Genomic DNA, 8,545 nt, shown 5'->3' with positions numbered 1-8,545 from the left:
ACGACGGGAGGCATTGCGGGTGAAGTTGGTGAGGGTTTCCCCCCAGACCTTGTCATTGGGCGCGGATATGCGCAGCCCGTCGGGCGTATCCAGCTCGGTGGTGAACAAACCCACCTTGCGCACGGTGCCGATGGTGCTGCCGAACTGGATGGTCTCGCCCACCCGGAAGGGGCGCAGCCCCAGCAGCACAAAGCCGGCGGCAATACTCTGCAATGTATCTTTCAGGGCCAGACCTACGGCGATACCGGCGGCACCCAGCAGGGCAACCAGGCTGGTGGTGTTGGCACCAAAAATATCCAGCACCACCAGGCCGCCAACGATATAGGTACCCCACACCGCGAGGGTTTCCAGTACCGGCACCAGGGTTTCATCGACACCCCGTTCGGTCAGCCGGTTCACCGCGCGGCTGACCAGCTTGGCCGCCAGCCAGGTCACCACCAGCGCCAGCAATGCCCAGAGGATATTCAGCCCCACGGAAATGACCATGGGCCACAGGGCTTCGAGTTGTTCCCTCAGGTGTTCCATCTATTTTCTCCTTTTCGTGACCAGTGAACGGTCGCAGCCTTGGCGATCATGCAACCGGGCTAGCATAGGGCAACTGCGATTACATTGCATCGCACCCGCCGGCAAACTTGTGACATCAACAAGTGGAGGGAAAAGAAAAGCGAGTAGCGCCTAGGCGGCAACGGAGAAAAAGTAGTGATCGATGATGCGCAGGATCAGCAGGGTCAACACCAGGATAAAAACGATATTTCTCCGGTTCATGCCGTATCTCCGGCTTCGCCGAGGCCCGGCAGAACCAACAGCCCCTCCTGCACCAGCCAGTCCCGTGACTCCCGCAGCATATCTCGCAGTGCCACTTCTGCCCGGTAATCCAGTTCGCGGTGCGCCCTGCCGGAACTTGCGCACACCCGCCGGGTAATCATCGCCGCTTTCTCCGGGGTGATCGCGGGCTCGCGTCCAGTAAACCGGGAGAGAAGGTCGTTGACGCCAGCCACCGCACGGATGGCCAACGCGGGTGTGGTGCGCCGGGGAGCCGGCTTGCCCACCAGTTCCGCTATCTGGCTGAAAAAGTCCAGGAAACTGGCGTCGGTACCGGCGAGGATATAGTTCTCACCGCTGCGGCCTTTGTGGAAAGCACTGATGTGTGCCCTGGCCACTTCTCCCGCGTGACAGAAGGAGCCGGATCCCGGCGGCACCCCGGGAAGACGGTCCTCCGCGAGCAGGAAAAACGTCTGCGCCCAGCTGGACCTGTCGTACTTGCCGACAATGCCACAGGGGTTCAGAAATACCGCGTCCAGGCCGCGGCCAATTTCTTCCCGCACCGCGAGTTCCGCGCGCTTTTTGCTGTACAGGTAGTGGTGGCGCGGGTCGTCCGCCAGTTGCGGGCTGTCCTCGGTGATGGTGTTGCCATGGTAGCCATAGGCGGATATCGAGCTGGTTACGATCATGCGTCCCGGTTTTGCCTGCGCGGCAAAGTGCTCCCGCGCCGCGCGCGCCATATTCGCCGATCCCTCTACATTGTCCCGCCACTGCCGTGCGTTGCCGCCGCGCCACATGCTGGTATTCGCGGCCATGTGGAACACCGCATCCAGGTTGTGCGGCAGGGCCGAAAGCAGGGCATCGGGATCTTCCAGAGAGGCCTGCACCAGCTCGACGTCCAACTGCTGCAACAGCGACGTATCCGACCCGGCCCTATGCATGGCGGTCACCTGCCATCCATCCCGCAATAACTGTTCGATCAGATTGGCTCCGAGAAAGCCGGTACCGCCGGTGACAAATGCGCGCATAAAATTATTTTCTTGCAGTGAGTTTCGGGCCCGGCAAGGGGCGCCAAACAGTTTATTTCAATTGCATGCCCAATCGCGCCGCGAGGAATGCGTATTGATTGGTAAAGTCTTCCACCTGCATCCACACCGGCTTGCCGGCACCGTGCCCCGCGCGAGTCTCCACCGCGAGATAGATGGGCTTGTCACAACCCTGGTCCCGCTGCAGAGCGGCGGCAAACTTGTAGCTGTGCCAGGGCACGACCCGGTCGTCGCGGTCGGCGGTGGTAATCAGGGTTGCGGGATAACAGGTGCCCTTGCGGGTGTTGTGCACCGGTGAGTAGGCATGCAGCGCCGCGAACTCGTCCTTGTTCTCGGACAGGCCATAATCGCTTGACCACTGGCGCGCGTTGGCCGAGGCGGTGTGATAGCGCAGCATATCCAGCACCCCCACAATCGGCAGTGCCGCAGCAAACAGCTCCGGGCGCTGTACTTCGGTCGCGCCGACCAGCAGGCCGCCGTTGGAGCGCCCCATAATGGCGAGTTTTTCCGGTGTGGTTACTTTGTTGTCGATCAGCCACTCCGCGGCGGCAATAAAATCATCGAACACATTCTGCTTCTGCAACTTGGTGCCCGCCTTGTGCCAGTCACCACCGTATTCGCTGCCACCGCGCAGGTTGACCATGGCAAAGGTGCCGCCCATGTCCAGCCAGCCGGCGAAACGGGTATAGAAACGCGGAAGCTGCGCGGCGTTGAAGCCGCCATAGCCATACAGCAGCGTCGGGTTGCTGCCGTCGTGCTTGATGCCCTTTTTATGCACCAGAAACATCGGCACCCTGGTGCCGTCCTTGCTCTTCAGGAACTCCTGGCTGATGGTGTATTCGGAAAAATCAGCGGGGTAATCCGGCGCTTTGACTTTTTCAGTTTTTCCACTGGCAACGTCCAGCTTGTATATGCTGGGCGGGGTGAGGAAGTTACTGAAGGAGTAGTAGGTTTCCGGATCATCGGGCTCGCCGTAAAAGCCTTCCACGGTACCCATACCCGGCAGCTCCAGTTCGTACTGTTGCTTGCCATCGAGATCCGTCACCACCACTTTGGATTTTGCATCCTGCAGGTAGTGCAGCACGAAACGCCCACCAATCAGGCTCGCACTCTGCAGCGCGTTTCGGGTTTCCGGCACCAGGGTTTTCCAGTTGGATTTTTCCGGCTTGTCGAGATCAACGGCAATAATGCGGCCGTTGGTGGCGTCGGCGTTGGTCTCGAAATAGAAGGTCCTGCCGCTGTTCCCCAGGTAGGTGTAGAGCGCATCCCAGTCATCCAGCAGTTTGACTACCCCGGCTTGTTTGTTTTTCAGATCCCGGTAATAGATGCCATTGCTGTCGTAGCCATCGAAAATCCCGAAAATCAGATAGTCGCCATCGTCACTGACCTGGGCTTCCGGGTTGCGGGTGGCGTGATCACTAATCTCGTATACCAGCTGGTCCCTGTTCTGGGGGTCGCCGATTTTGTGAAAATAGACAGACACCTGTTTGCTGTCGTCGGCGCTGCCATCCTTGTTAAACGGATAACGGCTGTAGTAAAAGCCGGATTCATCCTTGGCCCAGCTGGCACCGCTGAATTTGATGCCGCGCAGCCGGTCCGGAAGCTGGCGCCGGGTTTTCAGGTCGCGCACATGGTAGTCGGTCCAGTCGGTACCGCCGTCGGAGGTACCATAGGCCAGATAGCGGCCGTTGGGACTCACGGCATAGCGCCGGGCGGCGACGGTACCGTCCTTGCTCAGGGTACGCGGGTCGAGTACCACGCCGCCTTCCTTGCGAATGTCGCCGGTGCTGTAGAAAACGCTCTGGTCCCAGCTGCCGTCGTTGTATTCGTAGAATACCTGGCCCGCCTTTTTGTAGGGCACGCCATAGCGTTCGTACTGCCACAGCTCGGTCAGGCGATCATTGATTTTCTGCCAGCCGGGCAGGGCCTTGAGTTTCGGCAGTGCATAATCATTCTGTGCTTCCACCCACTGCTTTACGTCCCGGGAGTCCAGGTTTTCCAGCCAGCGGTAGGGGTCACTGACCCGGGTGCCGAAATAGTCGTCCTGCTGGTCGACGGTGGGGGTAGCGGGATACTGCGTGGCGGCCAGGGCCGCGGCGCTGGCTGCAATGCCAGCGGCCAGTGCCAGGAGGGCTTTTTTCATTGCAACTGGTCCGGTTTTTTCATCGTTTTCATTGCGCTAATCTAGGGCATTCTGCGCCCGTGAGCTACCGGGCTGCGCCAAGTTTAGAAGAGGTTTTCGATGAAAGGACTGATACAGCGGGTAAGCCACGCACGGGTTGAAGTGGGTGGCGAGACCGTGGGCGCCATCGATCACGGGATCCTGCTGTTGCTGGGGGTAGAGGCGACCGACACCCGCGAACTGGCCGACAAGCTGCTGCACAAGGTGCTGCACTACCGCATATTCGGCGATGATCAGGGCAAGATGAACCGCAATGTGCAGCAGGCGGGCGGCGGCCTGCTGGTGGTCAGCCAGTTCACCCTGGTAGCGGATACCGCGAGGGGGCTGCGCCCCAGTTTCAGCCGCGGTGCCAGCCCGCAGCAGGCGGAAGAACTGTACACGTACTTCGTCGAGCAGGCGCGACTGAAACTGCCCGGCGTGGCCTGCGGTCAGTTTGCCGCAGACATGCAGGTATCGCTCTGCAACGATGGCCCGGTAACCTTTTTGCTGGAAGTCTGAGCGCGCTTGTTCAGCGCTTCCAGCCTCTCCTTGCGCTGCGCCTTCGGCAGGTCGCCCAGCTGCTCCACCGCCTGGTAGAAACGCTCCCAGTCACTGCCGCTGTCCTTGTACAGTTGTACAAAAGCCGGCACCCGGGACTGGTATTCGCTGACCAGCGCCAGGGTGGCGTTGTTGGTCTTCTCGATCATGGTCGCGAAGCGCTTGTCCTGCTGCCAGCCCTCGGACAATTTGCGATAGCAGTAACGCAGCCGCTGCAGGGTTTGCGCCTTCTCAGCGCGCTTTTGTTCATCACTGACATCCGACTTGTACAGTGTCTGCAGCCGTTTGCGCGCACTGACCATCAGGCCGTTGATACGGCGCGCCTGCTCGACGCTTGCCACCTTGGGCTTCGGCATGCCCTGGCGGCGGCGCCACTCCGGCAGCGCAATCTGTGAAACCGCGGTGGCAAAACTTTCGTTGAAGCGGGTATCGCCGGAGATATACACCCTGCGGTGTGCCAGCTCGTGAAACAGCAGCGCGGCGAGGCGGTCCGGCTTCCAGTCCACGAAGCTCGACAGTATCGGATCGTCGAACCACCCCAGGGTGCTGTAGGCGGGCACCGGTCCCAGGTAGACGTCATAGCCTTCCGCCCGCAGTCGCCCGGCCTGCACCTGCGCATCTGCCTTGTCGAAGTAACCGCGATAGCTGGCGCAGCCCGCTATGGGATAACACCAGCGTTTCGGCGACAGGGAAAACTCCGGCGCCGCGATCAGGTTCCACAGGGGGTATTCGTCATCCAGTTTGGTGAAATCACTGTAGGCGCTGCCCACCGGCAGGTGTAATTCAGCGTGCGCATAGGCGCGGATCGACTGCACCCACTGCAGCTGGGTTTTCAGTTTTGGGGCGGTGTGCTCGTCCTGCACCAGGCGATCGATGGACTTGCGCCCGGCGAGGATTTTCAGCTGGCCGGCGGCCGCCTGGGAATAGAAGTGCACGGTTTCGCAGGCGCTCAGCAGGCTGCAGAGTGAAAGCAGTAGGCAAACGCGCCATATCCCACAGGTCCGCGCGACAGCAGCTAACTTTATCTGCGGAAGGAAAGTATTCCGGTATTCGTCCATGCTGCCTGTCGCCGCCGTCAGTCTCGTGTTTGCCCTGGTACTCAGCGCCGTGCTGTGGGTTTATCTGGTGCGGGTGGGATTTGCCCAGTCCACCGTACACGGTATCGTGGCGATTATTCTGCCGCCGATTGCGCTGCTGATGCTGTTGCCGCACTGGCGCAAATTCCGCGAACTTTTTCTGCTGGCATTTGCCGCGCTCGGATTCATCAGCTTAGCTGCAATCCTCGGCTGAGCAACGCTCGGGAGGGAATTGACCCGCGCCACCGGTCACCGGCGGCACGGCAATACGGGAAACAGACGTCTGCGCGAGCGCCCGTCAGTCCCGCTCCGGTTCCTCTTCCTTGTTGCCGCGCTTGATCCAGCGTCCGCACAGAATCCCCACCTCGAACAGCAACCACATGGGTACGGCCAGCAGGGTCTGGGAAATCACATCCGGCGGGGTCAACAGCATGCCCAGGGCAAAGCACGCGACGATGACGTAGGGGCGTTTTTTGGCGAGGTCCCTGGCGGTGACGGCACCGCTCCAGATCAGCACCACGGTGGCGATGGGGATCTCGAAGGCAAAGCCGAAGGCGAAAAACAGCTTGAGCGCCAGATCGAGATACATGCGGATATCCGGCAGTACCTTGATGTCCGCATCCGCGGAGCTGATAAAGAATTCGAAGATAATCGGGAAGACCACGAAGTACGCAAAGGCCATACCCGCGTAAAACAGGAACACGCTGGAAATCATCAGCGGCGCGATCAGCCGCTTTTCGTTGCGATACAGCCCCGGGGCGATAAAGGCCCAAAACTGGAACAGCACGAAGGGGATGGAAACGAAAAATGCCAGTACGAAGGTGGTCTTGAACGGGGTCAGGAAGGGGGAGGTCACTTCCGTGGCGATCATTCCCGCACCCTCGGTCAGGCGCGCCTGCAGCGGGTCGGCGACAAAATCGTAGATTTCGTTGGCGAAGGGCACCATACAGGCAAAAATCGCAACCACCACCAGCAGGGTTTTCAGCAGGCGGTCGCGCAGCTCGATCAGGTGCTCGACAAACGGCTGGGCCTTTTCATTCATGGAGGCTTGGTTACTCATGGGCGCTTGTCTTCCGCTTCGCCAGAGTCGGATTCCGACAAGTTACTTTGCTTGCCGGAGTCGCCTTCACCATCTTCCACAAGATCTTCCTCGTAACTGAAATGGTTCGGGTGATGCGGGTTGAACTCCGGATCTCCGTGGTCGTGCAGGTGTTCCGGGTATTCCGGATCTTCCAGATCGGAATCGTCCTCGTCTTCCTCCGGCAGGTAGTCGTCGGCGAGCTTTTCCGGCTGATCCTCTTCCGGCAGGTAATCGGCGGCATTGCGGCGCTGGTCGGCTTCAACATCCACCTGCTGCTCCGCCTGTGCGCGGACCTTTTTCAGGTCCTCCTCGAACTTCTGCTCCGCCTGCTTGAAGTTGCGCTCCATTTCCTCCTGGCTCTCGCGCAATTCCTTCAACACACGCTCGTTGTGCAGCTCGCGGCGAATCTCGTCCGCGCCCACTTCCCGCTCCAGTTCATCCTTGGCACTGGAGAGCGTGTTCTTGATCTGGTTCCACCAGCGCACCGAGGTGCGCACGGCGTCGGGCAGCCGCTCGGGCCCGATCACCACCAGACCGACGATACCCACCAGCAGCAGTTCAAAAAAGCCGATATCAAACACGTGTTGCGCTCACCCTGTGAACCGCCAGGCGGTTACTTGTCCTGAGACTGCTTATCTTCAGCGGATTCTTTCTGCTGCGGCTTGACCTGCTCGTCCTTGCCCAGCAGCTCCGGATCCTTGTCCTCTTCCTCGCCCGGCTTGTTCTTGTCCTCATCCTTCATGGCTTTCTTGAAGCCCTTGATTGCGCCGCCCAGGTCGCCGCCGAGGTTGCGCAGACGCTTGGTGCCGAAGATCAGCAGTACGATGACCAGCAGAATGAGTAATTGTTGCCAGCTAATGCCCATGAGATGCTCCTGATAATTCTCAATGCCTGGCGCCGATACCGGCTGGCGCCCTGTTAAATTACAGTGCCGATTAAATCAGCTTTTCTGTCGCGCGGCCTTCTCGTCCAGCCCGGACAGGCCGAAGCGACGCCCCAGCTCGTCGAGTACCGCGCGGGAATCGGTTCCCAGATGCGCCAGCATCACCAGCGAATGAAACCAGAGATCCGCGGTTTCACCAATCAGTGCACGGTGCTCCGCAGACTCCAGGTCCCTGCCTTCCGCATCCTTGGCGGCGATGACCAGCTCGGTGGCCTCTTCGCCCACCTTCTCCAGAATCTTGTTCAGGCCCTTGTGGTGCAGGGAGGCGACATAAGACGAATCCCCATCTCCCTGCTGCATGCGCAGGCGCAGCACCCGGTCCAGTTGTGTCAGCATGTCACTCATGTAGAAAGGTCATCCGTCCGCTCGGTAGATTTCTTTGGGGTCGGCAATTACCGGCTGGTTGGTCTGCCATTCACCGTCTGTCAGCACCCGGTAAAAACAGCTGGTGCGCCCGGTGTGGCAGGCGATGCCGCCCAGTTGCTCAACTACCAGTACCAGGGTGTCGCCATCGCAGTCGAGACGGATTTCCCGCACCTGCTGTACGTGGCCGGAGGTCTCGCCCTTGCGCCACAGTTTGCCGCGGGAGCGGGACCAGTAAACCGCGCGGCCCTCTGCGGCGGTGAGACGCAGGGACTCGGCGTTCATCCAGGCCATCATCAATACCCGGCCGGTTTTGAAATCCTGGGCAATGGCAGGCACCAGACCGTCGCTGTTCCATTTGACCGCTTGGGTGAAGTCAGTGTCGCTCACGGTTCGGGTCCTTACTGCATTCGATAGTGTAGGCTGCCGGGACGCGGCCCCGGCGGCCATTTTATTCCCCGGATCGGGGTTGTTGGGCACGCTGCGCTTTGCCCAACCTACGGCGTTGGTCGTAGGAGCCTGCTTGCAGGCGAAAATGGCCGGAGCCTCGAACGG

11 protein-coding genes are annotated in these 8,545 nt (G+C 60.2%); 2 read left to right on the top strand and 9 right to left on the bottom strand.

Annotation, left to right across the window (positions count from 1 at the left end; all coding sequences use genetic code 11):
- The 3 genes from QZ511_RS15640 to QZ511_RS15630 form a co-directional block, all read right to left on the bottom strand.
- Positions 1-525: mechanosensitive ion channel domain-containing protein (locus QZ511_RS15640; RefSeq protein WP_295803781.1), on the bottom strand; the 525-nt coding region annotated here is incomplete at its 3' end.
- A gap of 236 nt (positions 526-761) precedes the next feature.
- Positions 762-1,790, bottom strand: a complete 1,029-nt coding sequence (locus QZ511_RS15635; protein WP_295803779.1) for an NAD-dependent epimerase/dehydratase family protein — start codon at positions 1,788-1,790, stop codon at positions 762-764.
- 52 nt (positions 1,791-1,842) lie between these two features.
- Complete coding sequence (locus tag QZ511_RS15630) at positions 1,843-3,951, bottom strand: prolyl oligopeptidase family serine peptidase (RefSeq protein WP_295803774.1); 2,109 nt, start codon at positions 3,949-3,951, stop codon at positions 1,843-1,845.
- A gap of 99 nt (positions 3,952-4,050) precedes the next feature.
- Here QZ511_RS15630 and dtd point away from each other — a divergent pair, with 99 nt between their 5' ends.
- On the top strand, positions 4,051-4,488 hold the full coding sequence (dtd, locus tag QZ511_RS15625; RefSeq protein ID WP_295803772.1) for a D-aminoacyl-tRNA deacylase: 438 nt from the start codon (positions 4,051-4,053) through the stop codon (positions 4,486-4,488).
- Here the strand turns inward: dtd and QZ511_RS15620 are convergent.
- Positions 4,419-5,462: an aminopeptidase gene (locus QZ511_RS15620; RefSeq protein WP_295803770.1), complete on the bottom strand. Its 1,044-nt coding sequence runs from the start codon at positions 5,460-5,462 to the stop codon at positions 4,419-4,421. The two genes, dtd and QZ511_RS15620, sit on opposite strands and share 70 nt — an antisense overlap.
- A 121-nt stretch (positions 5,463-5,583) precedes the next feature.
- On the opposite strand from QZ511_RS15620, the gene QZ511_RS15615 reads away from it, so the two are divergent.
- On the top strand, positions 5,584-5,817 hold the full coding sequence (locus QZ511_RS15615) for a hypothetical protein (RefSeq protein ID WP_295803769.1): 234 nt from the start codon (positions 5,584-5,586) through the stop codon (positions 5,815-5,817).
- Between the two features lie 84 nt (positions 5,818-5,901).
- On the opposite strand, the gene tatC is transcribed toward QZ511_RS15615, so the two are convergent.
- From tatC to hisI, 5 genes are all read right to left on the bottom strand, one after another.
- Complete coding sequence (tatC, locus tag QZ511_RS15610; protein WP_295803767.1) at positions 5,902-6,663, bottom strand: twin-arginine translocase subunit TatC; 762 nt, start codon at positions 6,661-6,663, stop codon at positions 5,902-5,904.
- Positions 6,660-7,265, bottom strand: coding sequence for a Sec-independent protein translocase protein TatB (gene tatB / locus QZ511_RS15605; RefSeq protein ID WP_295803764.1), 606 nt, complete (start codon positions 7,263-7,265; stop codon positions 6,660-6,662). The genes tatC and tatB overlap by 4 nt, the downstream gene beginning before the upstream one ends.
- A gap of 32 nt (positions 7,266-7,297) precedes the next feature.
- Positions 7,298-7,549 (bottom strand): twin-arginine translocase TatA/TatE family subunit, encoded by a 252-nt coding sequence (tatA, locus tag QZ511_RS15600; protein ID WP_295803761.1) that lies wholly within the window; start codon positions 7,547-7,549, stop codon positions 7,298-7,300.
- A 75-nt stretch (positions 7,550-7,624) separates the two neighbouring features.
- Entirely contained in the window at positions 7,625-7,972 is a 348-nt protein-coding gene (locus QZ511_RS15595) for a phosphoribosyl-ATP diphosphatase (protein WP_295803758.1), read from the bottom strand.
- 9 nt (positions 7,973-7,981) lie between these two features.
- Positions 7,982-8,380, bottom strand: coding sequence for a phosphoribosyl-AMP cyclohydrolase (gene hisI / locus QZ511_RS15590; RefSeq protein ID WP_295803756.1), 399 nt, complete (start codon positions 8,378-8,380; stop codon positions 7,982-7,984).
- Positions 8,381-8,545 lie beyond the last annotated feature (165 nt).

Source organism: uncultured Microbulbifer sp. (assembly GCF_913055755.1).
Classification (GTDB): Bacteria; Pseudomonadota; Gammaproteobacteria; order Pseudomonadales; family Cellvibrionaceae; genus Microbulbifer.
Note: the sequence above shows the minus strand (reverse complement) of the source record. Positions and strands in the feature narration are given on the sequence as shown.